The organism is Rhizobium lentis (assembly GCF_014200175.1).
Lineage (GTDB): Bacteria > Pseudomonadota > Alphaproteobacteria > Rhizobiales > Rhizobiaceae > Rhizobium > Rhizobium mulingense.
The window spans coordinates 46,032-71,960 of the sequence record NZ_JACHBD010000006.1 but is presented as its reverse complement, the minus strand read 5'-3'; the positions used below and the strand labels follow the sequence as shown (position 1 = coordinate 71,960).

19 protein-coding genes are annotated in these 25,929 nt (G+C 61.8%); 8 read left to right on the top strand and 11 right to left on the bottom strand.

The genetic code is table 11. The features are described 5' to 3' along the window. Window positions 1-82: 82 nt before the first annotated feature. Window positions 83-1,657, bottom strand: a complete 1,575-nt coding sequence (locus tag GGI60_RS15415) for an ABC transporter substrate-binding protein (RefSeq protein WP_183934513.1) — start codon at window positions 1,655-1,657, stop codon at window positions 83-85. A 192-nt stretch (window positions 1,658-1,849) separates the two neighbouring features. Between GGI60_RS15415 and GGI60_RS15410 the strand changes: the two genes are divergently transcribed. From GGI60_RS15410 to fhuF, 3 genes are all read left to right on the top strand, one after another. Then, window positions 1,850-2,614 carry an IclR family transcriptional regulator gene (locus GGI60_RS15410; RefSeq protein ID WP_183934512.1) on the top strand — a complete coding sequence of 255 codons (765 nt, stop codon included), beginning with the start codon at window positions 1,850-1,852 and terminating at the stop codon, window positions 2,612-2,614. 491 nt (window positions 2,615-3,105) lie between these two features. Further along, window positions 3,106-5,277, top strand: a complete 2,172-nt coding sequence (locus GGI60_RS15405) for a TonB-dependent siderophore receptor (RefSeq protein ID WP_183934511.1) — start codon at window positions 3,106-3,108, stop codon at window positions 5,275-5,277. 4 nt (window positions 5,278-5,281) lie between these two features. Continuing rightward, on the top strand, window positions 5,282-6,067 hold the full coding sequence (fhuF, locus tag GGI60_RS15400; RefSeq protein ID WP_183934510.1) for a siderophore-iron reductase FhuF: 786 nt from the start codon (window positions 5,282-5,284) through the stop codon (window positions 6,065-6,067). 33 nt (window positions 6,068-6,100) lie between these two features. Here fhuF and fhuB read toward each other — a convergent pair whose 3' ends face one another. The 3 genes from fhuB to GGI60_RS15385 are packed head-to-tail and all read right to left on the bottom strand — an operon-like array spanning window position 6,101 to window position 9,419. Next, window positions 6,101-8,065 carry a Fe(3+)-hydroxamate ABC transporter permease FhuB gene (fhuB, locus tag GGI60_RS15395; RefSeq protein ID WP_183934509.1) on the bottom strand — a complete coding sequence of 655 codons (1,965 nt, stop codon included), beginning with the start codon at window positions 8,063-8,065 and terminating at the stop codon, window positions 6,101-6,103. Beyond that, entirely contained in the window at window positions 8,065-8,895 is an 831-nt protein-coding gene (locus GGI60_RS15390) for an iron-siderophore ABC transporter substrate-binding protein (protein ID WP_183934508.1), read from the bottom strand. Before GGI60_RS15390 ends, fhuB begins: the two co-directional genes overlap by 1 nt. A gap of 32 nt (window positions 8,896-8,927) precedes the next feature. After that, window positions 8,928-9,419: a GNAT family N-acetyltransferase gene (locus tag GGI60_RS15385; protein WP_183934507.1), complete on the bottom strand. Its 492-nt coding sequence runs from the start codon at window positions 9,417-9,419 to the stop codon at window positions 8,928-8,930. 164 nt (window positions 9,420-9,583) lie between these two features. On the opposite strand from GGI60_RS15385, the gene GGI60_RS15380 reads away from it, so the two are divergent. Continuing rightward, on the top strand, window positions 9,584-10,240 hold the full coding sequence (locus GGI60_RS15380) for a sigma-70 family RNA polymerase sigma factor (RefSeq protein WP_183934506.1): 657 nt from the start codon (window positions 9,584-9,586) through the stop codon (window positions 10,238-10,240). Here GGI60_RS15380 and GGI60_RS15375 read toward each other — a convergent pair. Genes GGI60_RS15375 through GGI60_RS15365 form a run of 3 tightly spaced genes read right to left on the bottom strand, consistent with a single transcriptional unit; the run spans window position 10,131 to window position 13,730 of the window. Continuing rightward, complete coding sequence (locus tag GGI60_RS15375) at window positions 10,131-11,318, bottom strand: PLP-dependent transferase (protein WP_183934505.1); 1,188 nt, start codon at window positions 11,316-11,318, stop codon at window positions 10,131-10,133. The two genes, GGI60_RS15380 and GGI60_RS15375, sit on opposite strands and share 110 nt — an antisense overlap. Before the next feature lie 10 nt (window positions 11,319-11,328). Beyond that, window positions 11,329-12,747 (bottom strand): MATE family efflux transporter, encoded by a 1,419-nt coding sequence (locus GGI60_RS15370; protein WP_183934504.1) that lies wholly within the window; start codon window positions 12,745-12,747, stop codon window positions 11,329-11,331. After that, on the bottom strand, window positions 12,744-13,730 hold the full coding sequence (locus GGI60_RS15365; protein WP_183934822.1) for a GNAT family N-acetyltransferase: 987 nt from the start codon (window positions 13,728-13,730) through the stop codon (window positions 12,744-12,746). Before GGI60_RS15365 ends, GGI60_RS15370 begins: the two co-directional genes overlap by 4 nt. A gap of 194 nt (window positions 13,731-13,924) precedes the next feature. On the opposite strand from GGI60_RS15365, the gene GGI60_RS15360 reads away from it, so the two are divergent. Genes GGI60_RS15360 through GGI60_RS15350 form a run of 3 tightly spaced genes read left to right on the top strand, consistent with a single transcriptional unit; the run spans window position 13,925 to window position 19,509 of the window. Beyond that, window positions 13,925-14,143 carry an MbtH family protein gene (locus tag GGI60_RS15360; protein WP_096764123.1) on the top strand — a complete coding sequence of 73 codons (219 nt, stop codon included), beginning with the start codon at window positions 13,925-13,927 and terminating at the stop codon, window positions 14,141-14,143. A gap of 18 nt (window positions 14,144-14,161) precedes the next feature. Beyond that, window positions 14,162-18,154, top strand: a complete 3,993-nt coding sequence (locus GGI60_RS15355) for a non-ribosomal peptide synthetase (protein WP_183934503.1) — start codon at window positions 14,162-14,164, stop codon at window positions 18,152-18,154. Beyond that, window positions 18,151-19,509, top strand: coding sequence for a lysine N(6)-hydroxylase/L-ornithine N(5)-oxygenase family protein (locus GGI60_RS15350; protein ID WP_183934502.1), 1,359 nt, complete (start codon window positions 18,151-18,153; stop codon window positions 19,507-19,509). The genes GGI60_RS15355 and GGI60_RS15350 overlap by 4 nt, the downstream gene beginning before the upstream one ends. Here GGI60_RS15350 and GGI60_RS15345 read toward each other — a convergent pair. From GGI60_RS15345 to GGI60_RS15330, 4 genes are read right to left on the bottom strand one after another with little or no spacing between them, the layout of a single operon-like run. After that, window positions 19,482-20,201, bottom strand: coding sequence for a 4'-phosphopantetheinyl transferase superfamily protein (locus GGI60_RS15345; RefSeq protein WP_183934501.1), 720 nt, complete (start codon window positions 20,199-20,201; stop codon window positions 19,482-19,484). The two genes, GGI60_RS15350 and GGI60_RS15345, sit on opposite strands and share 28 nt — an antisense overlap. A gap of 46 nt (window positions 20,202-20,247) precedes the next feature. Continuing rightward, window positions 20,248-21,045 (bottom strand): ABC transporter ATP-binding protein, encoded by a 798-nt coding sequence (locus GGI60_RS15340; RefSeq protein ID WP_183934500.1) that lies wholly within the window; start codon window positions 21,043-21,045, stop codon window positions 20,248-20,250. Between the two features lie 11 nt (window positions 21,046-21,056). Then, window positions 21,057-21,950, bottom strand: a complete 894-nt coding sequence (ntrB, locus tag GGI60_RS15335) for a nitrate ABC transporter permease (protein WP_183934499.1) — start codon at window positions 21,948-21,950, stop codon at window positions 21,057-21,059. 56 nt (window positions 21,951-22,006) lie between these two features. Beyond that, window positions 22,007-23,320, bottom strand: coding sequence for a CmpA/NrtA family ABC transporter substrate-binding protein (locus GGI60_RS15330; RefSeq protein ID WP_183934498.1), 1,314 nt, complete (start codon window positions 23,318-23,320; stop codon window positions 22,007-22,009). A gap of 692 nt (window positions 23,321-24,012) precedes the next feature. Here GGI60_RS15330 and GGI60_RS15325 point away from each other — a divergent pair. Then, complete coding sequence (locus tag GGI60_RS15325) at window positions 24,013-25,890, top strand: methyl-accepting chemotaxis protein (RefSeq protein ID WP_183934497.1); 1,878 nt, start codon at window positions 24,013-24,015, stop codon at window positions 25,888-25,890. The last annotated feature ends 39 nt before the right edge of the window (window positions 25,891-25,929 follow it).

Below are 25,929 nucleotides of genomic sequence, written 5' to 3'. Positions count from 1 at the left end.
GCGTCGCATCGAATGGATCGATGCGACGTATTTCAAATCTTTATTTGGCCCAAAACCGCTGCAGGCTTTTGGGCGACATGCATTAGTCCGCCGGCTTCACGTCGTAAGCGAGCGTATATTTGTCGCCGCGCGGGGTGTAGGACACGGTCTTCTTGGCACCCAGCACGACGTTTTCGTAATGCATCGGGAGGAGCCAGAGGTTGTTGAAGGTCTCGGTCGACAGCTCCTCGAGAAGCGGCGCGCGTTGGGCTTCATCGAGCGTCGAACTGGCCTTGGCCAGCACCTCGTCGATCTTCGGATCGGACACGCCGCCGCCGTTATATCTGCCGGTCCCCTTTTTCTCGTCGCGCGTCGCGACGAGCGCAACAGTCGGATTGGTGGTTTCGCCGGTGTTCACACCCCAGGAGCCGAAATAGGTGCTGTAGGTGCCTTTTGAATAGGCTTCCGAATACATAGACCAGGGCAGGACCTCGACCTTGGATTTGATGCCGATGCGCGTGAACATCTGACCGACCGCCTGCAGAACTTCGGCATCCTTGACGTAACGGCCAGAGGGGCCATGCAGTGTCAGGCTGAAGCCATCGGGATAATCGGCCTCGGCCAGAAGCGCCTTGGCGGCGGCAGGATCATAGCCCACCTTCTCGACTTTTTCGGAATAGCCCGCATAGCCTTGGGCGACGAATTGATCGGCCACCGTGCCGTTCTTCTGCATGACGCGGTCGACGATTGCCGGCCGGTTGATCGACATCGACATTGCGCGACGCACCCGTTCATCCTTGAGCGGGTTCTTGTCGAGATCGGAACCATCCGCAGCCTTCACGAAAGGCGAAACATCACGGCTGACATCCAGGCCAAGATAAACGAAGCGGGAAGACAGGCCGTTGATGATCTGCAGATTATCGCTCGCTTCCACGCGTGCCATTCCATCGGCAGGAAGGGTTTCGACAATGTCGATCTCGTTGGAAAGAAGCGATGCCAGACGGGCGCCGTCATCGGGCAGGAAGCGGAGCGTGACGTTCGACCAGTGCGAGGGGCCGGCGAAATAGCTGTCATTGCGCTTCAAGGTCAGGTTGCTGCCTGGCGAATAGGAGACGAAGGAATATGCCCCGGTTCCGATTGCACACTTGCCGTTGTCGAAATCCTGGACCGGCGCCTCCTTGCAATCGGCGCTGATAATGCGAATTCGGCTGACGGAATTCAGCAGGATCGGATCCGGAACCTTGGTCTCGACGACGATGGTATAGGGATCCGTGGCCGTAACATTGACAATATTGCGGGTGTAGGAAGCAAAGCTCTGGCTGGGCTTGTCGCGGGCACGCAGAAGCGAAGCAATGACGTCATCGGCGTTGAACTCGCTGCCGTCATGGAATTTCACGCCCTTCCGCAGCTTGAATTCCCAGTGGGTAGGGTCGACGACCTTCCATTCGGTGGCGAGTTCCGGCGCATTTGCCGACGTTCCCGTGAGGTTTATGAGGCTGTCCCAGATATGGCGCGAGGTCGCATTGTTTGGCGCCGAACTGTCTTCATGGGGATCCAGCGTCGTCGGCGTCGTCGACATCCCGATCGTCAGCGGGGCCTCCTGTGCTGCGACCATTGCAGGAATAGCGATCGTTCCGAGCAGCCCGATCGCTGCCCGCGTCAATGTTTTTGCGGCCATTTCTTCCATCCCGGTTTAGCGTTTTTAGGCCGACCTAATTTGGTCGGTGCGAGCAGGTTCCCGTCTACTCTCGACACAAATTGGTAAGGAGGCCTCAAGGGGCTGTCAAACGCAAAACAAGCGTGTTACGATAGGCGTAATTCGAGAAATCGCCATTTTTTCGGAATTCCTCACGGAGAAAACTTTGATCCCATGGACAAAACACCACCGTCGAAAAGCGATATCGTGCAATCTGTTGATGTCTGCATCGAGGTATTGCTGAATGTCGCCAAAAACCCGGATATCAGACTGACCGAGGTGGCGCAGAACCTCAGTGAAACCAAGCCGAGAATTTTGCGCATGTTACGCACACTGGAACGGCGCGGCCTAGTGCGGAAGAGCGATACGGGCACCTACCGGCTGGGCACGACTGCGATCATTATCGGAACCGCGGCGTCGACACAGGTTGATCTAGTGCGAATAGCCAATCCTGTTCTCGAAGAAGTCGGCCAGAAGGCGAACGAAACGACCCAGCTCAGGATCATCGACAATGGCGAATCCCTGTGTATCGCAAAGTTCGAACCGATGCGCGACTTGCGGGTGCAGGCGATGATCGGTCGAAGACGACCGCTCACGGCAGGCTCGTACAAGGTGCTTCTCGCCTATCTCCAGCCTCAGGTGCAGATGCAAATGATCCCGGAGACCTTGCCCCGGCTGACCAAGCGCACCATCACGGATCGCAGCAAGTTGGTCGCCGAATTGGATAGAATCCGCCGCCAGGGATTTTGTGTGAGTTACGGTGAAGTCAGCGAGCAGCTTGTCTCCGTCTCAGTGCCGGTTCTGGCATTCGACGGATCCGTGATCGCCGCAGTGAATGTCGGCGCACCGGCCTTCCGCACGCAAAAAAGCGACGTCGACCGCTTTATCGTTCTGCTGAAGGAGGCCGCCAGCAAGATATCGGCCCGACTGGGATGGTAGAGGTTTTCGGTTCGACGCCCCTCTGGCGAACCAAAGCTCAGCTCGTTTGTTAAGCAAACTTAGGCAGCGTCTCCCGGCGGCAACTGTCAGGTCGATATCATTGACCGCCGTAAAGCAGTGCGCGCGTGAGCGGCTTCATCGATTTCAATGTCAATGCCGGGTCGCTTTCTCGCATCGCCGATAAAGGCTGACCGTAGGATATCTGTCAAATGGTCAGGCTGGTGGTGGCGCGTCGGGCACCGGCTCGTAGCCATATCCCTCGCGAAAAACGACGTCCCCGGCGAGCGCATTGTCCACTTCCAATTTGGTGTTTGTGCGGTTGAACCCAAGGCAGAGACCGGGCCGAGCCTCGAAGACGCGTGCAACCTGTTCGGGAACGCCGCACATGCAAAAATCATCGATTAAAAGGTGACAAAAATAATCACCTTATGTTGACAAGGCTTCCTTCGCTCCATAGGTTCCGCGCGCATCTATGACGTAGGGACCAAGCAATGGCGCGTGTTTTTTCGAATGTTTCTAATAATGTATCGCGAATTTATAGAGATACCCTATTTGCCACGACGGCGATCGTCTTGACCGGCATCGCGGCATCGCCGGCTTCCGCCCAGAGCGCCAACACCGGCGACACGGCGACGACGCTGGAACCGATCGTCATCCAAGGTGCAGCCTCTGATAGCAAGACGGACCGGACGTCGGTCGCCGCCAAAAACAGCGCCGGCGCGACCAAGATCAGCACGCCGCTCGTCGAGACGCCGCGTTCCGTGTCGGTCACCACCGAGAAGGAAATCGAGCAGCGCGGCGCGCAGACGGTCATCGAGGCGGTGCGCTACACCGCCGGCGTGACCACGGGAACGAGCGGCTTCGACCCGCGTTTCGACCAGATCTACATTCGCGGCTACAACGCTACGACGGTCGGTGACTATCGCGACGGGTTGCGCCAGCCCTACATCAATTATGGCATGTTCCGCACCGATCCCTATCAACTGCAGCGCGTCGAGGTGATCAAGGGACCGGTTTCCGTTCTTTACGGTTCCGGTTCGCCGGGCGGCCTCGTCAACAAGATATCGAAGCTTCCGACCGAGGAGCCGATCCGCGAAGTCGGCATTACCTACGGCACCGAGGACCGGGTGCAGGGGATGTTCGATTTCGGCGGGCCGGTCAGCGAGGGCAACGACGATTTTCTCTATCGCATCGTTGGTGTCGCCCGCCGCGGCGACACCAATTTCGACATCGCCGACGACCGCTATTTGTTCGCGCCGTCCTTTACCTGGAAACCCGACGAGGGCACGTCCTTCACGGTCTACGGCCTGGCGCAGGCGGACGAGACCGACTCCAATGTCGGCGCGATCACGACCGTGGACGGCCGGATTCTCGATCTCAGGGCGAGCGATCCCGACTACGACCACCAGAAGGTCAAGCAGCAGCAGGTTGGCTATCAATTCGAGCATGAATTCGACAACGGCCTGACCTTCCGGCAGAACCTGCGTTACTCGCATCTCGATCTGGAGGCTCGCTACCTCGGCGTTACCGGCTGGACCGGGACCGTCGCGCATCGTGGCACCAACGCGATCCGGGACGAAATGAACGTTTTCCAGGTTGATAACCAGCTCGAGGCGAAGTTCGATACAGGCCCGCTTGCGCATACGATGCTGTTCGGGCTCGACTACACCAATCTCCAGTCGAGCTTTGGCTACGGCGCCGGAGCCGCAGATCCGGCATTCGACTTCGATATCGCCAATCCGACCTATGGAGTCTCGGGCGCTACGCCGGATTATAATATATTGGCGTCCGATGCCGACATGCGGCAGCTCGGCATTTATGTCATGGACCAGATCGAGGCCGGAAACTGGCGCTTCAACCTCGGCGGCCGGCAGACCTGGGTGAACCAGACGCGAGATTCGACCTTGCCCACGGTCAGCGCGGAGGACGTCGACAAAAATGCCTTCTCCGTGCAGGCTGGCGCGCTTTACCTCTTCGACAACGGCATCGCGCCCTTTGCTTCCTACGCTACCTCCTTCGATCCGGTCACCAACCGGTCGGCAACCAACACGATTCTTCCGCCGACGAAGGGCGAGCAATTCGAACTCGGGGTGAAATACCAGCCGCCCGGCTCCGACATCCTGCTCTCGGCTGTCGCCTATCACATCGTCGAGCAAAACAAGCCGAGGCTCGCCAACCCGCTGACCTTCGCCTACGACTCGCAGGGCGAGGTGACGGGAAAAGGTATCGAGCTTGAAGCCCGTGCGGCAATCGCCGACGGCCTCGATATTATTGCCGCCTACACCTACAACGACTCGGAAATAACCGGGGGCAACAACGTCGGAAATACGCCCGCCATTACCCCGACCCATGTTGCGAGCCTGTGGGCGAATTATACCTTCCAGGAAAGCAACCCCTTCGACGGTCTGTCGATGGGCGCCGGCGTACGCTACATTGGGGAGACCTGGACGGATGTCGCCAACACCTCGAAGAATTCCGCAACTTTCTATGTCGATGCCGCCCTCGCCTATGATTTTGGGGCCGTCGACAAGAAATATGAAGGACTTACGGCAGCCTTCAACATCCGCAACATCGGTGATCAGCGCGAAACAGTCTGCGAAGAGGGCTTCTGCTACCTCGGCCAGGGTCGCAACATGACCGGCACCCTGAAGTATCGGTGGTAGCACCATGGCGGCAGAGATGAACGGGGCGGCATCGCGCCCTTCGATCGCCGATCATCCTGTCGCGCACCAGGCTGTCGACCTCGACGGCCTGGTGGGCGATGGCCCGTTCGCCTATTGCCGCGGCAAGCTGCTTGCCTCTGCGCCGCCTACCGGGCTTGTTATTCCCTGCAGGGATCTCGGCGATCGGGACGTGTTTGACGGCATCATCGCCCGCTATGCCGAAAAATTTCCGGTCAGCGACCGCCGCGCGATCGTCTCCATGTGGACGCTCTATTATTTCAGCATGCTGACGATCGCTCCGAGCGTCCACATGTTCGTGAACCGCATCACGCTGCCGCTGGACATCGACCGGCTGTCGCTCGTTTGCAACGGTGAGACTGGCGAGCCGGAAGCATTCGTGATGTCCGATCGGCCGGAGGCTGCGGCCGATCCGACAGCCGAGCTTCACCGGCTGATGCTCGGTCACGCCGAACCGGTCATCGCGGCGATCGCTGCCAATGCCGGCGTCGCGCCGAAGCTTCTCTGGAACAACGCCGCGGCCTATCTCTCCTGGATCCTCAAAGAGATCGCTCACCGGCACGAGCCCGGACTCGTCGAGGGCGGCCTGGCGCTGCTGAACGATGCTGAGTGGCCGGGCGGCGGGCGCAACCCGATGTTCGGCATGATCCGCATGGCGCGCCAGCAATGCGGGCTGGAATTCGCCCGCCGCAAGGTCTGCTGCCTGCGCTACAATCTGCCGGGCGTCGGCGGCTGCGGCGAAGCCTGTCCGCTACCGGACGGGCGGCATTGACGCAGATGCCGGCCGTCTCGGAGACGGCTGCGATCACGACCTTCGTCTGAGAATGATGAGCAACATCGGGGCTCCCAAGAGAGCCGAGATCAATCCTGCCGGGAGCTGATAGGGGAAGGCGATCATGCGCCCGGTCCAGTCGGCGATGACGAGCAGGATCGCCCCGATCAGGGCGGCCGCGAGAAGCTGGCCGGAGGGCCGGCGAAGACCGAGCCCTTGGGCAAAGTGAGGAGCCATCAATCCGATGAAGCTCAAGGGGCCGACGACCAGCGTGGATGCGGCCGTCATGAGCGCGCAAAGCGCAAACAACGTGCCGCGTGCGGGAGCGATCCTGAGCCCGAGTTCGCTCGCCGTCTCCGATCCGAGTTGCAGAAGGCCAAGCCATCTACTGGCGAGGAAGGCTGCGGCCAAGCAGGCGAGCGCGACCAGCAGGGCGCTTGCGGCAACGGTGTTGTCGACGAAATAGGTCGAGCCCGACATCCAGCGGATGAGCGCCAATCCGCGCGGGTCGCCGCTGGCGGCAAGAACGCCGATCCCGGCGTCGAGGATCGCGCCTAAGGCAATCCCGGCGAGCAGCACACGGATCGGGCCGAAGCCCGACCGCGCGCCGAGGAGGAAGATCAAGGTCAGCACGAGGAGAGCCCCGCCGCCGGCAAAGGAAAGCTGAATAGTCAGTCCCGGTGCAGCAAAGACGAACATCGAGGCGGCAACGCCGAGTGTTGCTCCCGCTGATACGCCAAGCACCTCGGGGCTTGCCATTTCGTTTCCGGTCAGCCGCTGCAGAATGAGGCCGGTGACGCCAAGCACGGCTCCCGCGCCGAAGGCGGCGGCGACTCGCGGTAGCCGAAGAGGAAGGATGTCATCCCATGAGGCTGCGGGCAGCCATGTCCAGGCTCCATCAGGCGCGCGGCCGAAGAAGATTGCGGCAATCGCCAATGTGACGACCAGGGCAAACAGCAGAGCAAAGCTTGCCGCTCCGTTGCTGGCCACATGCCGTGGGGAGGCCAACTCGGGCAGCGCGCGCGTTGTTGTCGCCAGACGCGGCAGCAGAGCGATCAGGATCGGTCCGCCGAGCAGCGCGGTTACTGCCCCCGTCGGCACGAAGTCGCCGGGAGCAAGGAGCTTGATCGCCTCATCCGTCAGAAGAAGAAGGCCGGCGCCGGCAATGGGCGACCAGATCAATTGGCTGACGACGCGGCGTGCGCCGGCCAGCCGGACGATCTGCGGGGCGACCAGCCCGATGAAGCCGATGACGCCGACGGCACTGGTGACGAGGGCGCTCAGCGCAATTGCGATCGCCAGGATGACGCCGCGCGACCATTTGATCGGCAGACCGAGGCTGGTCGCGCCAGCATCGCCGAGCTGGCTCAGCGCCAGCGGCCTCGCGGCGAGAAAGGCAAGGCCGGCGAGGAGGGCGACCTTAGGCAGCAGCGATATCGGGATCGCCCAGCTTTGCTGCGAGAGCGATCCGGCGCCCCAGATGAAGATCCCGGAGAGATATTGATCGTTCATCAGAATGAGAATGGCCGCCGCCGCGCCGCACCACAGGCCGATGATCATGCCCGACAGGATGAGGGAAAAGGGCGAGAAGCCGTGCCGGGCGCTGATCGAGAAGATGGCGAATGCGGCAACAGCACTTCCGGCAAGCGCGACCGCGTCGCGGCCCCATCCCGTCAGCGACGGAAAGGCGAGCATGACGGATACCAGCGCCAGATTGGCGCCGGCCGAGACGCCGAGCGTCGTCGGCGAAGCGAGCGGATTGCGCAGCACCTGCTGCAGGATCGTGCCCGACAGCGCGAGGGCGGCGCCGGTGATCAGGGCCGTCGCCATGCGCGGAAGCGTCGAATAGAGAAGGAGAAGGTGCTGCGCGTCGTATCCGCCGGCGGCTTCCAGATGCGGCAGCGCCGGCAGCAGGTCGAGGAGAGCCAGGCCGAGGCCCGAAAACAGCAGCAGCGCCGCGAGGGCGGGCGCGCCAAAGCCGGAAATTTGCGCTTTCATCAGGCGGCAGTCTCCAGAACTTCGACCATCAAAGTCGAAAAGCGCAGGGCTTCCTGGACCATTCCAAACATCAGCACGCCTGGAACGACCGAGATCCGCTGCCGCCGGACGAAGGGAAGGCTGGTCCAGAGCGGGCTTTCGGAAAGCCGGGTCAGGACATCGGGCGGAAGCAGCGGCGAAACGACGACGAGATGCGCCGCTTCATCGAGTTCGGCGAGCTGTTCCAGGCCGATCGTCTGAAATCCCCAGTAGCTCGCCTCGCCTTTCCAGGCGTTCTCGAGGCCGATCCGGCGCATGGCGCCGCCGTAAAGTCCGGGGCCGCCATAGATGCGCGCATGCCTTTGGTCGATGAAGTTGATGACGGCGACCGGGCGCGCGGACAGGCTCTTTATCCGGTCGCGCAGGCGGGCGAACGTGGCGTCGGCGCGGGACAGAAATGCCTCCGCTTCCCTCTGCCGCCCGATCATGGCGCCGAGACGCAGTGTTTCGGCGGAGGAGCGGTCGAGCGCCTCGCCATTCTCGGCATAGACGGTGAAGCTTTCGACCGGCGCGATCCGGGACAGTTTTTCGTCCAGTGCCGCAAGGAAGGGCGTGCTGAGGATGAGCGATGGCCGCAGACTTGTCAGGACTTCGAGATTGATCTCGGCGGTGGTGCCGATATCGACGACGCCTGAGGGCATCGCCGGCTCGACCACCCATTCCGGCCAGTTCCTGAGCGAGGCGATCGCGCGCGGCACGCTGCCGAGTGCCAGCATCGTCGACGCCAGCCCATAGTCGAGCGAAACGATGTTGGCATCGCCGGCGCGCGCGATGGTGGGCGCGCCGGTCATTGCCAGCACACCAAGAAGAAAGTCACGTCGTCTCAAAGCGCGGTCCTGCCCGGCTGCGTCTCCGTGAGCGGTTTGACCATGAACAGGCACGGATGGTCGTCATGCCAGAGTTTTGGAAAGACCTCGGCCCTCACGAATCCGGTCCGGTCATAGAAGCGCCGCGTCGCCTCGAATTGCGGCTCGTCGCGGCCGCGCGGCGCCAGCGTTTTGACCGTCAGCAGCCGGGCGCCGGAGTCATGGGCGAAGCGCTCGGCCGCATCGACGAGATGGCGCCCTGCGCCGCGGCCATGATATTCGGGCCGCGTCGCGATCAGCGCAATCTCGACGGCGCCGGGCAGGTGCGGCTTCAGGGCGATCAAGGCGGTGACGACATCCGCTTCGATATATCCAAACACCGGCAGGTCCTCGACCGCAAGGGCGCTTGCCTCGATCACTTCCGGCTCTGAAAACCAGTCGGGCAAGGCCCCCATGATCGATCGGCAGAGCTCTGCCTTGCCCGTTAGGATCTCAACTGTTCGTCCCATTTTTTCCCGCCTTCGTTCGGTCGATTTAAACTTGACTCCTGTTATCACCTTAAAATAGACACTGCAATCACATCGTGTAGCTTCCTTCGAGAAAGGAACGCCAAGACCGCACTCACCAGCAACGACGGAGCCTGATTTTCCATTTGTAAAAAGGGTACAGGACAATGCGAGCATCGCATCGTGATGTGAATGGAAATGCCGTGGTCAACGCCATGATCGAAAACAAGGATAAGCTCCTTAAAACGATTGAAAGCGTTGTCAAATCAAGGTCATATTCTGAGGATATATTTCAGGACGGAGTGATAAAAGCTTACGGGGTCAAAACCGACGACATCCGTTGCCCGATCGGTTACGCCTTTCGGATGGTGTATAATCTCGCCCTCGACGAGAGCCGCCGACGACGCCAGCAGGTGAACAACTATAGGTCGATTGACCAGGTTCAAGAAATGACGGCCCCCATCCCCACCGTTCTCGATCAACTGGTCGCCGCAGAGACCCTGCGCGATGTGCTTGCCTCGCTCGAGGCACTACCGAAGCGCACCAACGACGCCTTCATCCGCCATCGCCTGAACGGCGTGCCGCAGAAAGATATCGCCGCCGAACTCGGCGTCTCCAGAACCCTCGTCAACTTCATGATCAAGGCGGCGGAGCAGCATTGCCACCTGGCAATCGCCGAGCCCGGCCGCCCCGATCACGAGCGCCTGCGGGATATTACCGCTTCGCGGCGTGCAGCGCCTGCTGCAAATCGCTCCACAGCAACTCCGGTTCTTCCAGCCCAACAGCAAAACGGATCGTCTGCTCGCTCACGCCGAACCGGATGAAGGTGGTCAACCGGTCAGGGATCTGTAGCGCGACCTTGGCCGGAACGACCAGCGTTTCCGGCCCTCCCCAGCTGACCCCGAGGCGGATCTCGCGTAGCGCGTTGACGAAGCGCGCGACATCGATATCGGGCGTCAGGTCGAAGGCAAAGAGCCCGGCATAGCCTGACAGTGTCGCCCGTCCGGGATGATCCTGAAAGGCCGGATGGCGAACGCGCGCGATGTCGGGATGCTGTTTCAACCGATCGGCAAGCAGAAGCCCGCTGCGTTCGTGCTCCTTGAGGCGCACACGCAGCGTGCGCATGCCGCGCAGCAGCAGCCAGGCCTCGAAGGGCGAGAGCTTGGCGCCGACATAGGGATAGGAAGTCGAATTGATCTTCGCGATCGCCTCCTTCGTGCCGACGACGACGCCGGCGACCGTATCGCTGTGGCCGCCGAGATATTTCGAGGCGGCGTGAATGACGATATCGACGCCATGCTGGATCGGCTTTTGAAAGAGCGGCGTCGCCCAGCTATTGTCGATGATAGTCGTCACACCGGCCTCTTTCGCCATGGCCGACAGGGCCACGATGTCCTGAAGCTCGAAGATGAAGGAAGACGGATTTTCGAGATAGAGCAGCTTGGCGCCCGGCAGCGCCTTGCGCACCTCGTCATGATCGGAGGGATCGACGAAATCGACGGTGACGCCGAGCCTGCCGAGCAGCTTCACCAGAAGACGGTAGACGTCATTATAGAGGTGGCGGACGGCAACGACCCGGTCGCCCGCCTCCACCAGGCTGAGAATGGTCGCGGTGATGGCGGCCGTTCCGCTCGAAAAGGCGCGCCCGTCTTCGGCGCCCTCGAGGCGGGCAACCAGCAGTTCGAACTCGCGGACGGTCGGATTGTCGCCGCGCGAATAGATGAAGTTGCGCGTCCGGCCGGCGAAGACATCCTCCATAGCCTCGTAGCTGTCATAGGTGAAGAGCGACGTCTGGAAGATCGGCGGCGAGACGGCGTTGAATGCCGCCGGATCGACGGGGGTGAAAAGATCGTCGGCGGCCGCATGGGCGCCAAGGTCGCTGGGGCTGAACGACTGGTTCATGATAATCCTCTCATGGACAAAAGCTGGGATAGGGACGGAGGGCGGCCAGATCGTCGGCCGAGCGCTGCCGGAGCGCGCTGAGCGATCTCGCCAAGCAGAAGCACGACAGCAGGCCGGTCAGCGCCGAGGCCAGGAACATGGCTGCGAGCAGGCCGGAGAAGCCGAAGAAGGGCGGCAGGAGCGCGAGCAGCGGAAAGAGAAGATACCCATTCTGCGCCAGGCCGACGGCAAGTGCGGCTTTCGGCCTGCCCTGAGCCTGGAAGAGGATCAGCACCGTCTGCCGCAGGCCGAACAGCAGGAAGGGAAGATGGGTTGCAATGATCGCCTGACCGGCGATCGAAAGGACGGAAGCTTCGTCCGTGAAGAACGCGGCGAGGCGCTCGGAAAAGACAATCGCCGTCAGCCCATAGACGCCGCCGACCGCGCTTGTGACCACGGAAAGCATGCGGGCTGCCGCCAGGACCCGGGATATATCTTCGCGGCCCCAGGCAAAGCTCAGGATGGACTGCGCCCCGAGCGAAATGCCGATGACCGGGAGTGCGCCGACCGCAAGCAGCCGCAAGGCGATGCCAACACCGGCAATGCCGTCTTCACCGTGATAGGTGCCGGCGACCGACAGCATCGCGGCAATCGCGCCAGCCGTTGCGAGGCTCGTCAGCGTCGTCGGCGCGCCGACCGCAAGGACCGGCTTGAGATGCTTGATGTCGGCCAACCGCCAACTGAGCGTCAGCCGGATCGTTCCGAGCCGCCTCGCATGATAGGCGCCGTAGATTGAGAGTGCCACGAGCTGGGAGAGTATGGTTGCCATCGCCACGCCCTGCAGGCCAAGGCCGAAACCGAAGATCATGATCGGGTCGAGGATGATGTTCAGCGCGAAGCAGGCGACCAGCGTCCACATGCTGAAGCGGGCATTGCCCTCGGCGATCGCCAGGAAATCGAGAATGATCTGCGCCATCGTTAGTGGTATCGAGACCGCGATGATGAGGAGATAATGCTGCGCGAGCGGCTCAATCGCGGACGTGGCGCCGAACAGCAGGACAGAGGGAAAGGCGACGATCGCAATCGCGCTTGCCGCGCCGAAAGCCATGCCGGCGGCAAGGCTGACCGAGGCAAGGGTGCTGGCTCTCGACCGGTTGCCGGCGCCGAGCGCGCGCCCGACCTCGGTCGCCACGCCGACGCCGATGCCTTCGCCGAAAGCAGCGACGAGCATGAGGATCGGCAGCACGATCATGATCGCGGCGATCTGGTCTTCGCCGATCATCCCGACGAAGACCATGTTGATCGTGTGATGCGCGGCGTTGATCGAGAGGCCGAACATGGCGGGCAGCCCGAGCCGCAGCAGCAACCTGAACAGCTGCGGGCTGGCAAGATCTTCCGGCGCAAGCCGCCGCTTCCGCAGGCTGCCGCTCATCTCGCTCATATCGTTCATGATGCGGGCACCCAGAGATGATCGCCGAAGAAGCGCTCGCGGCTCAGCATGACGAGAAGCGCCCGCTTATGCGGAAAATCGAAATGCTTGACCTTGGCGAAGCCCGAGCGGTCGAGATTGCGGATCTGCTGCTCGTGGCTGGCGCGCGGCTCGCCGACGATGCGTTGGGTGCGGGGATCGTCGAGGAAGATGAAATGCATCAGCGAGGGAAGCCAGGCGCTGATCCATTTCTTGCCGCGATAATCCGGCTCGCCGATCGCGACATGCCATCCGCGATCGTAATCGTCGGCATCGTAGAAGGGACCGAGCCGGTTCTCCTTGGCCCAGTACACTTCGAAATAGCCGAAGGGGATATCGGCGAAACTGCCGATCAGCGGCAGCACATGCGGATCGGCAATCCGCTCCTCCAGGATCTCCCGGTGCTTGTCGAGCGAGCCCGCATCCTCCCAGACCGTGTTGACCTCATCGTCGTTCATCCAGCGGTGAAAGACGGCCAGATCGGTCTCGGCATCAGCCACTCGGAAGCTGATGTCCCGCTCCAGCCAGGGAATGAACCGCTGGTAGACGGTTCCCTTCGGCTTTGCCGGCCGGCGCGGATGATAGCGGCCCGCAGTCATCTCGCGCACGGGCGGCAGCGGATAGGAGAGCTGCGGCAGCCATAGCGACGGCCATTGCCACAGGACCGCGGAATCGAGCTTTCCCGTGCTCGAGATATGTCTGGGAAGGCTCGCCTGATGGCTTTCGAAGGCGACCGACTTGATCGAGCGATCCTCCGCCGTCACCGCCTCGGCGGCGGCCATCAGAAGCTCCGCCGATTGCGGCGGCTCGCCGTGGTAGAAGGTGAGCGTTGCGACGCCGGCCTCGACCTCGAAGGCGGCTTCGTGCTGTCCGTGCGCGGTCTTCAGATGGACGATGTTGGGGGCGAGCCTGATGTAGCTCCGCGACTGCAGAGCCCGCCTCTGTTTGGCGGCGTCGAAATCCATGATGTTCTCCTTGACCGGCAGGGCTTTTGACGCTGCGAGCATGAAGCCCGCTCCTGTGCCGATTTGGTAGAATGACGATCCATCTCCGGCCGGATTTAGGGTTAGGTGAGGAAAAAAATTCTCATCAATTTTCTAAACCGCGGCCATCAGGATCCGTCATTTGCGCATGACGTCAATCTCTGCAGGAGCTTCGAATGGACAATCTTGAGCCCCGCGACGATCTCTGGATCGTCGTCTACGACACCGAGCGCCACTACTCGGTCTGGCCGCAGGACAAGCGGATTCCGGTGAGCTGGGAGGCCGCGGGCTTTGCCGGTTCGCGCCAGGAATGCCTGGCCCATATCCGCGAAATCTGGACCGATCCCCGCCCGCTCTCGCTGCGCTCGGCAATGGCCGCTGACGCACGTCTCTGAAACCGTCTGGATGGCAAGATGAACAAGCAGATCACCAATTTCGCCGATGCCCGTCCGACCGACGCAGTGGATGCCGTCTTCGATAGTTTTCCGCTGGCCATTGCGCAGAAGCGCATCTGGTCGCTGGAGCAGATCGGCAATTACACCGTCTTTCCCGATCAGGTCATCGGGCTGCGACTGAGCGCAGCAATCGACGTCGAGACGATTGCCGAGGCCTGCCGGGCGCTCGTAGCGCAGAATCCGTCGCTCGCCTCCCGCTTCCGCCGGCTGGTGGGCGGCCGCATCGAGCAATATCGCGGCGCATCGAACGCGGTGCCGATCGAAATCCTCGGCAAAGACGGCGCGGCCGTTTCCGAACCGGATGCAGCGGCCGCACGGAAGGCTTTCCGCGACAAGCGCTTCGATCTGCTGGAGGGCCCCGGTGCCCGTATCCAGATCATCCGGCTTGCCGAGGGCCAGTCGCTGCTGACGATCGTGCTGCATCCGATCATCTGCGACGACCGCGAAAAATCCGTTCTTGCCGGCTCGCTCGCCCGCATTCTCGATGGCGAACCCGCCGGCGACATGCATCCGGTGGAAATCGCCGCCGGGGCGCGGGAGGCCGATTGGCTGGAGACGGATGAGGCGCGGCAAGCGCTTGCCTATTGGCGCGATGCGATCGGTCTCGACTATGCGGCCTCCACCTTCCCGACCCGCTTCAACAGCGGCGGCCTGGCCGGCGTGGCACGCGCCGAACATCGGTTTTCGATCGAGTCCGGCCTCTGGGATAAACTCGGACGACATGCCGGGGGGAAGGGCGTTCAGGTCGAGCGCGTGCTTCATGCCGCTTTCTGCGCTCTGCTGGCGCGCTACAGCGGCAACTACGCCTTGCTGACCGGCCTCCTCGTCGCGCGGCCCCGCACCGAACATTTCGCCAGCCGCGGCCGCGCCGAGCAGGTTCTTCCCCTCGTGCTTTCGCTGACCTCCAGGCATTCTCTCGACGATGTCGTCGCGGCGATCTCGTCGGTGACGGAGGAGGGGCTTGCCCGCCTCGTGCCGCTGGAGCGCATCACACAGGAGCTGGTCGTCGACGAGGCCGCCGCCCAGGAGGCCGTGGTCAAGGCTTTGTTCGAATTCCGCGAGCCCTATCCCGTCGCAAGGCAGGCGACAAACCTGGAGCCGTCAGGCGCACGCGCCGACAGCGAGCTTTCCCTGGTGATCGAGGCGCGTGCCGATGGCGGCGCGCACGGGCTGATCGACTATGCCGGGGATCTCTATGACGGCGCCCTGATTGCCCGTGTCGCCCGGCATTTTTGCCTGGTGCTGGAGCAGATCGTCGCTCAACCCGATCTCAGGATCAAGGATATCGAGCTGATGGGCAGCGACGAGCTCGACTGGCTGTCGGCGCCCTATGAGGATGACGTCGTCAACGACGACAGGCCGGTGCACGAGCTGATCTCGGCCCATTCGCGCCGCACGCCTGACAAGACCGCGATCGTCTATGGCGACGAGGAGTGGAGCCATGGCTGGCTGGAGGCGAGCACCAACCGCCTCGGTCATCGGCTGCGGCAGCTCGGCGTTCGCGCCGAAGTGACGGTCGCCATCTTCATCAAGCGCTCGCCGGAGGCGATCGTCGCCGTCCTCGCGACCTTGAAGGCGGGTGGCGCCTATATTCCTGTCGAGCCCGAACATCCGCCGGTGCGCAACCACCACATCCTGCGCGATGGCGGCGTCAAGATCGTGCTCACCCATAGCTGGCTGCGCCATCGCCTGCCGGAGGAGCTCGACGCGACCGTCCTCGAACTCGACAAGCTCGAGCTCGACGGTGAGCCGGATACGCCGCTTTATGTTCCCACGCACAAGGACCAGCTCGCCTATGTTATGTACACCTCGGGATCGACGGGATTGCCGAAGGGCGTCGCCGTCGAACATGGGCCGCTGACGCATCATCTGCAGAATACCTCGCGCGTCTATGACATGAGCTCGGAATCCCGCGAGCTGCCCTTCCTGCCCTTCAGTTCGGACGGCGGCCATGAGCGCTGGATGAACCCGCTGATGGAAGGCGGCAGCATCATTCTTCCCGACCAGCCGCTCTGGACGCCTGAGGAGACGCTGACGGCGATGCGCAAGCATGGCGCCAATAATGCGAGCATCCCCACCACCTATCTGCAGCAACTGGCGGAATGGGCCGATATCACCGACGGCGCGCCGCCGATGCGGCTCTATTCCTTCGGCGGCGAGGGGCTGGCGCAATCGACCTTCGATCTTCTGTCGCGGGCGCTGAAATCGGAGTGGCTGATCAACGGTTACGGACCGACCGAAACGATCATGACGCCGATGGTCTGGAAGGTCAGGGCCGGCACGAAGTTCCAGGGCGTCTATGCCCCGCTCGGCCGCGCCGTCGGGCTGCGGCGTGTCTATGTGCTCGACCCCGACCTCAACCTGTGCCCGATCGGCGTGACCGGCGAACTCTATATCGGCGGCGAAGGCATTGCGCGCGGCTATCTCGGCAAAGCGGACACGACGGCGGACCGCTTCGTCCCCGACCCGTTCTCCAACGAAGGCGGCCGGCTCTATCGCTCCGGCGATCTGACGCGTTGGCGTGAGGACGGAACCGTCGAATTCGTCGGCCGCGTCGACCATCAGGTCAAGCTGCGCGGCTATCGCATCGAACTCGGCGAGATCGAAGCCGCACTGCTCCAGCAGCCCGGCGTCGGCGAAGCCCTGGTCGTGCTGCGTGATGACGATGCCGGCGGCGAAAAGGCGCTGGTTGCCTATGTCGTTCCGAAGAAGGACGAGAGGCTGGACGTCGAGACAGTCCGCGCCGGACTCGAACGCAGCCTGCCATCCTATATGGTGCCGGCGGCGGTGGTCGAACTCGAGAGGATGCCGACCAATCCGAACAGCAAGCTCGATCGCTTCGCGCTGCCGGCACCCCAGCCGGTTAAACGCGCCATCATCGAGCCGGCGACTGCGCTCGAAGAAGAAGTGCTGGATGTCTGGCGCCAGGTTCTCAAGCTGGAAGCGATCAGCGTCGAGGACAATTTTTTCACGATCGGCGGCAATTCGCTGGGTGCGATCCGCATCCTTTCGCTGCTCCGGCAGCGCCGGCCGAAGGTTCCGCTGACCGTCGCCGATATCTTCAACAACCCGACCATTCGCGCCTTTGCCGGCGTGATGGAGCAGGGGGAGGAGCGGGATCTCTCCGAAGTGATCGTGCTGCGCGCCTCCGGCGCCAAGCCGCGGCTCTATTGCTTCCCGGGGCTTCTGGTCAGCACCCGCGAATATGTGAAACTCGTCGATTATCTCGGTGCCGACCAGCCGGCGACCGGCTTCATTTGCCATTCGCTGTCCGAAAAGAAGAAAGTCGGCGCGCCGATCGAAGAGATCATCGAGAGCTATGTCGATTATATCAGGACGCATAGCAAAGGCGCGCCCTGCTATTTCCTCGGCTGGTCCTGGGGCGGGCTTCTCGCCTATGAGGCCGCCCGCACCCTCGGCAACGAGGTCGACGTCAGGATGATGGCGATGGTCGACGTTTGCGATCTCGGCTCGGAATTCGCGGTCGGCGCCAAACCGCGCTTCCGGCCCGGCGAACGCGATGCGCTGCATCGGGACGTACAGGCATGGCTGCGGAAAACGGCGATGCGCCCCGAATGGGACCGGCTGCTTTCGACGATGGACGCGGATACTTACGAGCAGTTCCTGCGCTTCGTCGGCGACGAGAAGGATCCGCTTCCGACCGACGGGCCTGATATCAGCAGCCGCGAGCATACGTTCTGGGTGCTGATCGACAATGCCCTGATCTTCCGCAAGCATCGGCTCGTTCCCCATGACGTGCCGATCTATCCCTGGGCGGCCGATGACAGCCTCAACCGCGGTCTCAACCTGATCGATTGGCGCCGCCTGTCGCCGCGGGCGCGTGCGGCCGAAATCATCACCGGCACCAACCATCTGCACATGATCGGGTCTCCCGCCTTCCACTCAAGGCTTGCCCTGCGTCTCAAGGAAACAGAGAAGGATAACGCATGACCGTCGCTTTTACCCGCAGAGATGCCCTCAGCGAGTCGCTCGATCTTGCCGGCATCGGCATCGGTCCCTCCAATCTGAGCCTTGCCTGCCTGCTGGAATCCGTGCCCGAAGTGCGCAGCCGCTTCTTCGAGCGGCGAGCCTCGTTCGATTGGCATCCCGGCATGATGATGCCCGGCGTCGAGCTGCAGTCGTCCTTCCTGAAGGACCTCGTCACCCCGGTTCTTCCGACAAGCCGCTGGTCCTTCGTCTCCTATCTGGTGGCGCATAAGCGGCTCTACGCCTTCCTGAACGCCAATTATGAGGCGGTTCCCCGGCAGGAATTTGCGCGCTATCTCGCCTGGGTCGCGAACGGCGTTGACGGCTTGCGTTACGGAACTGACATTCGCGATGTCGAGCACTGCGACGACCGTTTCGTCCTGCGCTTCGACAACGGCCAGGAAGAAGCGAAGAACCTGGTGATCGGCACGGGATCTTCGCCCTTCGTGCCCGATTGGGCGAAACCCTTCCTCGGGCCCGATTGCTTCCACAACAGCGAGGCCAAGTCGCGTCTCAATGATCTTCGCGCCGCCCGCATCGTCGTGGTCGGCGGCGGCCAGAGCGGTGGGGAGGTGGTCGAAGCGCTGCTTGGGGATGCCAGTTCGATGAAGGAACTGACCTGGATCAGCCGGCGCCACAATTTCGAGCCGATCAACGACACGCCGTTTTCGAACCAGGTCTTCTCGCCGGAATATGTGCAGGCCTATCTGAAGCTCAGCGGCGAGCAGAAGCAGGCGGCGCTGAAGAACTCGATCCTGACCAGCGACGGCTTGTCGATCTCGACGATCCACTCGATCTACCGCCGCCTCTACGCGCTGCGTTATCTCGAGCCGAGCACGCTGAATGCATCTCTGTCGCCGAACCGCGATGTGATCCAGATGGAGCGGAACGGCAATGCCTATCGGCTGATCGTCCGCAACCACTTCGACGGCGGGATCGAGGTGCTGCATGCCGATGCGGTGGTGCTGGCAACCGGCTACAGGTTCCGCTTGCCGGATGCGCTCGGATCGCTCAGCGAAAGGATCAGCCTCGACAGAAACGGCTATCCCAACTTGAACGACGACTACACGATGCAGTGGACTGGCCCAAGGACAAACCGGCTGTTCGCACAGAATGCCGGCCGATACTCGCACGGCATCGCCGACTCTCAGCTCAGCCTGATGGCCTGGCGCAGTGCAAGCATCGTCAACGCGCTTCTCGGCCGGCAGCATTTCGATGCCGAACCCGACAATGCACAGCTGGTCTGGGCGACGGAGGCAGGTTCGACCATGCCGCATCAGCTCCGGGCCGGCTATTCGGACGGCATGCTGTCATCCTGAAACGTCAAGACATGAATGCCGGGGGAGCCTGATTGGGAGCGGACGGCCAGCGCGACGACGTGCTGGCCGCTGCCCTCGATCAGGCGGTAATGCCATTGCCGGTCCGGTTCGCCGCTCTGAACCATGACAGGGATGCCGTCCTGCCAGGAAAAGGCGACGCTGCGGGGATCTTCGCGCAGGCCCACCCCGAGTGCCTTGAGATGGCTCTCCTTGAGCGTCCAAAGTGCAACTGCTGCCCGCGGCCCTTCGCCCGCAGGCATATGATCGAGCCAACGCCGTTCGTCCGGACTGCAGTAGCTTCCCAACGCCGCCGCTTCGATTTCGGCGTCGGCGCGTTCACAGTCGATGCCGATGCGCTCGTATCCTGAAGCGATGGCGACCGCCACCAGCCCGTCGGCATTGGAAAGGCTGAATTGCAGCCCATCATGACCGGCGACTTTCAGCTTGCCGTATGCGTCCGATACCAACACGAGCTTGTCAGGCGGAGTTTGCGTATGCACGCCCAGCCGTTGCCGCAGCAGATACCGGCCGGCAATGAACGAGGTCCGGTCCCGTTCGAACCGGTAGGTCGTGGCGCGCTCCCGCTCATTCGATGAAAGCGACCGCATCCAGCGCTTCTCATCGCCTTCGTTCTGCGGATATCGCCAGAGCGCGACGTCGATGGCGGCTGGTTGATCGTCTGATTGCTGCATCAGGCCAGTATGCGTACCGCGGACCGATTGGCAATCGCCGCGGGGTCTACTCCGCGGCTTCGATGAAGCGGTGGCGCTCGTAAAGGAACTTGAGCACGGCCTCGCGGCATTTCAGATATGTTCGGTCGGAGGCGAGTTCGATGCGGTTGCGGGGACGGGGCATGGTCACATCGAGCACTTCGCCGATGCGGGCTGCCGGGCCATTGGTCATCATCACGATACGGTCGGAGAGCAGCACCGCTTCATCGACATCATGGGTGATCATCACCATCGTATTACCAAGCCGGGCGTGAATTTCCATCACCGCATCCTGAAGATGGGCGCGCGTCAGCGCGTCGAGCGCGCCGAAGGGTTCATCGAGGAGCAGGATCTTCGGCTCCATGGCAAGCGCGCGGGCAATGCCGACGCGCTGCTTCATGCCTCCCGATATTTCCGCGGGCCGCTTGTCTTTGGCATGCGCCATCTGCACGAGGTCGAGATTGGTCATGACCCAGTCATGCCGCTCGGCCCTGGTCTTCGTTCTGCTGAAAACCTTGGAGACGGCGAGATTTACGTTCTCATAGACCGTCAGCCAGGGCAGCAGCGAATGGTTCTGAAAGACGACGGCGCGTTCCGGACCCGGTTCGTTGACCTCGCAATTTTCCAGGAGCACGGCGCCTGAAGACACCGGGGTCAGGCCGGCGATGAGATTGAGCAGGGTGGACTTGCCGCAGCCGGAATGGCCGATGATCGAGACGAATTCGCCCTCGGATATCGTCAGGTTGATATCCTTCAGGACTTCGGCGCGCGCGCCGCCGCGATCGAAATGCTTGTCGATATGATCGAGCTTGAGATAGGCGTTCATCAGAATGGTCCTCAGTTGGCCATGGCGCCGCGGGTGACGAGTTTGCCGAGCGCGGCCACCAGCTTGTCGAGGATAAAACCGACGATGCCGATATAGGCGAGCGCGACGATGATGTCCGGAAGGCGCGAGGAGTTCCATGCGTCCCAGATGAAGAAGCCGATACCGACGCCGCCGGTCAGCATCTCGGCCGCGACGATGGCGAGCCAGGAGAGGCCGACGCCGATCCTGAGGCCGGTGAAAATGTAGGGAGCTGCGGACGGCAGCATGATCTTCCAGAAGAATTCGAACTGGTTGAGCCGCAGCACTTCGGCGACGTTGCGATAATCCTGCGGAATATTGCGGACGCCGACGGCGGTGTTGATGATGACAGGCCAGATCGAGGTAATGAAGATGACGAAGATCGCCGAAGGGTTGGAATCCTGGAAGGCGGCGAGCGACAGCGGCAGCCAGGCGAGCGGCGGCACCGTGCGCAGCACCTGGAAGATCGGATCGAGGCCGCGCATCGCCCAGACCGATTGGCCGATGATCGCCCCGATGATGATACCGGTAACTGCGGCAAGGCCGAAGCCATAGGCGACGCGTTGCAGGGAAACCAGTACGCGCCAGCCGAGGCCGATATCTTGCGAGCCGTAGTTGAAGAACGGGTAGGCTATGAGGTCGGAGCTATCCTGCCAGACCTGATGGGGCGAGGGCAGAGAGGCATCCGCCGATGAACAGAGCACCTGCCAGAGAATGAGGACGAGTGCCAGCACGACGGCCGGCGGAACGATGTTGTGAAGTGCGGTCAGCGCCGCACGGCGAAAATCGAACCGCGACCCTTGCTTGCCGGAGAATGACAGAATTTTCGCCGCCGGCTTGGCGGAGGCGACGATCGAGGGAGTTTCTTTGTTTGCCAGGGCGGACATCAGCGCGCTCCTCACGGGAATGGAAGGCCGGCGCGCCGCGCGCGCCGGAGGCGAGATCAGGAGACGGCCTTAATCGAAAGGCTGTCGAGATAGGCGGAGGGATTTTCAGGATCGAAGACCTTGCCGTCGAAGAAGGTCTCCTTGCCGCGCGACGGGGATGCGGGAATGTCGGCTGCGGCGACACCCAAATCCTTGGCGGCTTCCCGCCAGATGTCCTCGCGATTCACCTGGTTGACCAGAGCCTTGATGTCGGTTGTACCAGGCAGATTTCCCCAGCGGATATTTTCCGTCATGAACCAGGTGTCGTGGCTCTTGAACGGATAGGAGGCGCCATCCTTCCAGAATTTCATATAGAGGTCGGTGGCCTTGGCCTCGCGGCCGTTGCCGTAGTTGATGTCGCCCTTGAGGCGGCCGAGCACGTCCTTGGTCGGAACGTTGAACCATTGGCGCTTGCCGAGGATCTCGGCCATCTCGGCCTTGTTCTCCATGCTTTCGCACCATTGCTGCGCCTCCATGACGGCCATCAGCAGGGCCTTGGCAGCATTGGGGTTCTTCTCGATCCAGTCGGCGCGCAGGCCGAGCGCCTTTTCGGGATGGCCCTTCCAGAGTTCGCCGGTGGTCGCCGCGGTGAAGCCGATGCCCTGGTTGACGAGCTGCTCGTTCCACGGCTCGCCCACACAGAAGACGTCCATGTTGCCGACCTTCATGTTGGCCACCATCTGCGGCGGCGGCACAACGATTGTGGAAACATCCTTGTTCGGATCAATGCCGCCGGCGGCGAGCCAGTAACGGATCCAGAGGTCGTGGGTGCCGCCGGGGAAGGTCATCGCGGCCTTGATCTCCTTGCCTTCCGCCTTCTTTTTCTCAAAGGCAGCCTTCAGCTTGGAAGCATCGAGCTGCACGCCAGTTTCGGCATATTCCTTGGCGACGGAAATGCCCTGGCTGTCGAGATTGAGCCGGGCGAGAATCGCCATTGGCACCGGCTTGTTGTTCTGCGTCACCTTGCCGGTCTGCATGAGGTAGGGGAGCGGCGAAAGGATGTGGGCCCCATCAATGCCGTTGGCCGCACCGCCGAGCACCAGATTATCGCGGGTCGCACCCCAGGATGCCTGCTTGGCGACATCCGTTTCCGGAAGGCCGTGCTTGTCGAAAAGGCCTTTCTCCTTGGCGACGATCAGCGGCGCAGAGTCCGTCAGGGCAATAAAGCCGAGCTTGACGCCCTTTACTTCAGGACCCGTCCCGGCGGCGAAGGCGCCGGAGGGAAAGGCAGTCTTGACGGCGCCGATCAGGGCGGCCGCCGCAGTCGTCTTGAGGATGCTGCGGCGGGTGATGCCGCTTGTCGAAATCCCAGTCGTCGAAATCTTTTTCATCTGCAGGTTCCCCTCTGCTTGGTGAATTCGGACGCAAAAAAACGCCGCCGGCATCTGCGTTCGGGATGGGAGATCCCGGACAGCAAAAACCTTGCGACGTCGGTGTCGAAGTCGGCGCCTATGCCGCGCCTCTCTGCCTCAGTCGCCGTTGACCGGGCGTTGGGGAACTTGCAACCAGCGTGCCAATTCGAAGGAAGGCAAGTAACAGCAGGAACCAAAACAACAAAATCAGAAATTTCAGGAGTGATTGTTTTTTGTGCACAAGTAGAATGTGATCATGATTTGTGCGAATGCGAATGCGGAGCGCACGCGCGGAGCGCCAAATTTGTGCAGCGCACATAATGGAGCCACGCGAATTAAGCCCCGGATCCAATCGAAGGCTCCACCCGCGCGGTCGACGGCCGAAGGCATCAAACGACCATTCTCATGTTGGGGGGGGTCTGACGAATCGCAACGCAGTGACAGTCTGGGGCACCCCGCCGCGCACTGATTTGGCGTCCGGCAAAGTCGTAATTCTGCTTATTTTCCAGTAACTTTTAGTCGAGGCGACTTCGAATTGATCGCGGAAGTAATTGCGCCCACCAGAGATTTTGAAAACCAAGCGACTCTCCTCGTTTAGTTAATACTAAATTATCGAATCCGATGGGAGGTTTGGCATTAACCGGCAGCGACCGTCCCAAGAGGAGACCCGCATGAAGCGCCCGAGTATCAAGCAAGCCCTCATCCTAAACCTGTCCATTATCAGCATGTTCATACTTGGTCTGTCCTACGTCTCGCTGGACACCATTTCTTCGCTTCGCGCAAATGCGGAACAGGTCGGTACCTTCTGGGTACATCGGCTGGTGACGGCGCGTGAAATCAAAGCCAACTTTCTTGATCTGAAACTTGCCCACGCCCGGTATTTGCTCGAAGACACGGTGGAAAACGACAAAACCGGAAAGCAGGCGATCGCGGCCGCTTCATCGGGGCTCGAGACGGTTGTTGGCGAATACGAAAAGGACGTGCGCACCGAGCGCGGGCGCCAGCTGATCAATCAGATAAAGCCCGAACTCGACAAATACCGCGCACTGGCGGAGCAAATGACAGCGCTCGAAGATGGCGGCAAGACGGCCGAGGCCGTCCGGCTTTTCAAGGAGAAGATGGAGCCGCAGGCCGAGCTGGTGAACAGGGGGGTGACGGATCTGGTGGCATTCATTCTCAGCCAGACCGAAAGCTTCGTAGCGGCAAGCGATGCGTCCGCGAATTCCGCTTTCATCATGACGGCCGCGATCGCCTCTCTCGCCTTGCTGGTTGCCGTCGCCGGGATCGTCTTTGCAATTTCCGGCATTGCTAATCCGATCCGCAATACGGCGTCCGCCATGAAGCGGTTGTCGGCTGGAGATCTCGACAGCGATATTCCTTATGCCGGCCGCGCGGACGAAATCGGTGAAATGGCCGGCGCAGTTGAAGTGTTTCGCCAGAATGCTCTCAATGTTGTCAGGCTTGAGAAGGAAGCTGCCGAATCCCGCAGTGAGAGCGAGGCGGCGCGGGCCGCAGCCCAGCAGCGTGCCGAACGCGAAGCCGAGCAGCTGCGCTTTGCAACCACGACCTTGGGCGGGGGCCTCCGGCGCCTTGCTGCGGGCGATATATCCTTCCAGCTCTCGGAACGATTTGCCGCTGAATACGAAGCATTACGCGACGATTTCAATACTTCCCTGCAGCAATTGGGCGCGACGATCGGCGCCGTGCTCCAGACGGTACACAGCATAGACAATGGCACCGGTGAAATAGCGTCCGGTGCCCAGGACCTGTCGAAGCGCACGGAACAACAGGCCGCTTCACTCGAGGAGACCGCCGCCGCGCTGGACGAGATTACCTCGAATGTCGCGATGGCGACGAAACGCACCGAGGAGGCGCGCAATATCTCTGTGGAAGCCAATGTCAGTGCCCAGCGCTCGGCCACCATCGTGTCGGAGGCGGAGCAGGCCATGCGACGGATCGAGGACAGTTCGCAGCAGATTTCCAACATTATTGGGGTCATCGACGAAATCGCTTTCCAGACGAACCTGCTGGCGCTCAACGCCGGTGTCGAGGCGGCACGAGCCGGTGAGGCAGGAAAGGGTTTTGCGGTGGTCGCACAAGAAGTCCGCGAACTCGCGCAACGAGCCGCGCAGGCGGCCAAGGAAATCAAAGGCCTTATTCAGAAGTCATCGACCGAAGTCGAACACGGGGTCAAACTTGTTCTCGAAACCGGGACGTCACTGAAATCGATCGGCGAACGCGTCGCCGAGATCAACCGAGCCATGGACGCGATCGCCACCTCGGCGCGCGAGCAGGCGACCGGGCTTTCCGAGATTAACACGGCCATCAATCACATGGATCAGGCAACCCAGCAGAATGCGGCAATGGTCGAGCAGTCGACGGCCGCCGCCTCTTCGCTAGCCTCCGAAGCAAGCCGCCTGCGCGAGTTGGTCAATCAGTTCCAATTGGATGGTGACAGAGGCCCAGTGAATGCCCCGTACAACACGCGCGCCTTGGAAAGCGGCATGCCGTCGCAGGTGGTCGCTCTGCGGCCCGCGATGCAGAGGTAAACTTGCCGCCGTGGTCAGCTTTGCGTCAGTCGGAAAGAT

Coding starts and splice junctions, on each gene's coding strand:
- GGI60_RS15365 (WP_183934822.1), bottom strand. CDS start 13,730: ATGGATTTCGACGCCGCCAAACAGAGGCGGGCTCTGCAGTCGCGGAGC.
- GGI60_RS15375 (WP_183934505.1), bottom strand. CDS start 11,318: ATGAACCAGTCGTTCAGCCCCAGCGACCTTGGCGCCCATGCGGCCGCC.
- GGI60_RS15350 (WP_183934502.1), top strand. CDS start 18,151: ATGACCGTCGCTTTTACCCGCAGAGATGCCCTCAGCGAGTCGCTCGAT.
- ntrB (WP_183934499.1), bottom strand. CDS start 21,950: ATGTCCGCCCTGGCAAACAAAGAAACTCCCTCGATCGTCGCCTCCGCC.
- GGI60_RS15370 (WP_183934504.1), bottom strand. CDS start 12,747: ATGAACGATATGAGCGAGATGAGCGGCAGCCTGCGGAAGCGGCGGCTT.
- GGI60_RS15380 (WP_183934506.1), top strand. CDS start 9,584: ATGCGAGCATCGCATCGTGATGTGAATGGAAATGCCGTGGTCAACGCC.
- GGI60_RS15345 (WP_183934501.1), bottom strand. CDS start 20,201: ATGCAGCAATCAGACGATCAACCAGCCGCCATCGACGTCGCGCTCTGG.
- fhuB (WP_183934509.1), bottom strand. CDS start 8,065: ATGAAAGCGCAAATTTCCGGCTTTGGCGCGCCCGCCCTCGCGGCGCTG.
- GGI60_RS15410 (WP_183934512.1), top strand. CDS start 1,850: ATGGACAAAACACCACCGTCGAAAAGCGATATCGTGCAATCTGTTGAT.
- GGI60_RS15340 (WP_183934500.1), bottom strand. CDS start 21,045: ATGAACGCCTATCTCAAGCTCGATCATATCGACAAGCATTTCGATCGC.
- GGI60_RS15415 (WP_183934513.1), bottom strand. CDS start 1,657: ATGGCCGCAAAAACATTGACGCGGGCAGCGATCGGGCTGCTCGGAACG.
- GGI60_RS15390 (WP_183934508.1), bottom strand. CDS start 8,895: ATGACCGGCGCGCCCACCATCGCGCGCGCCGGCGATGCCAACATCGTT.
- GGI60_RS15330 (WP_183934498.1), bottom strand. CDS start 23,320: ATGAAAAAGATTTCGACGACTGGGATTTCGACAAGCGGCATCACCCGC.
- GGI60_RS15325 (WP_183934497.1), top strand. CDS start 24,013: ATGAAGCGCCCGAGTATCAAGCAAGCCCTCATCCTAAACCTGTCCATT.
- GGI60_RS15405 (WP_183934511.1), top strand. CDS start 3,106: ATGGCGCGTGTTTTTTCGAATGTTTCTAATAATGTATCGCGAATTTAT.
- GGI60_RS15355 (WP_183934503.1), top strand. CDS start 14,162: ATGAACAAGCAGATCACCAATTTCGCCGATGCCCGTCCGACCGACGCA.
- fhuF (WP_183934510.1), top strand. CDS start 5,282: ATGGCGGCAGAGATGAACGGGGCGGCATCGCGCCCTTCGATCGCCGAT.
- GGI60_RS15385 (WP_183934507.1), bottom strand. CDS start 9,419: ATGGGACGAACAGTTGAGATCCTAACGGGCAAGGCAGAGCTCTGCCGA.
- GGI60_RS15360 (WP_096764123.1), top strand. CDS start 13,925: ATGGACAATCTTGAGCCCCGCGACGATCTCTGGATCGTCGTCTACGAC.